Source organism: Bartonella queenslandensis AUST/NH15 (assembly GCF_000312585.1).
GTDB classification, from domain to species: domain Bacteria; phylum Pseudomonadota; class Alphaproteobacteria; order Rhizobiales; family Rhizobiaceae; genus Bartonella; species Bartonella queenslandensis_A.
Genome location: NZ_HE998118.1, coordinates 1 through 435 on the forward strand (window position 1 = coordinate 1; position 435 = coordinate 435).

A 435-nucleotide genomic window follows, 5' to 3' on the forward strand; every position below is an offset into this window, starting at 1 on the left:
GTTTGTGATAATGCCGAGGTTTATGGAAAAGCCTTTATTTCTATAGAGGCGAAAATTTATGACAATGCCAAGGTTTGGCATAGTGCTTATGTGAAGGGCTTTGTTTATGGCAATGCGAAAGTATCAGGGTCTGCTTGTATATATGATGGTGCTCATATTTTTGATAAAGCAAGAGTTTATGGCAAAGCAATTGTTTGTGAAGATGTCAAGATTTATGGCAATGCACGTGTTTATGAGAATGCTCAGATTTATGAAAAAGTAGAAATCTATGATGATGCATGTGTTTCTAATGGATCTATTATTGCTGAGGGTGTAAAGATTTATGGCAATGCCTCTCTTAAGGAAAAGAAAATATTTCGTGAGGATGTTTTTAGTAATGATGCGATTAGTGAAAAAGCAGCATAAATAACGGGGGCGGGGGGCTGCTTTGTAGAC

The 435-nt window shown here is 37.0% G+C and carries 1 pseudogene; it reads left to right on the forward strand.

Annotated features, from left to right (window positions below):
* Positions 1-405, forward strand: a pseudogene (locus BN338_RS09555) (hypothetical protein); the annotation flags it as partial.
* Positions 406-435 lie beyond the last annotated feature (30 nt).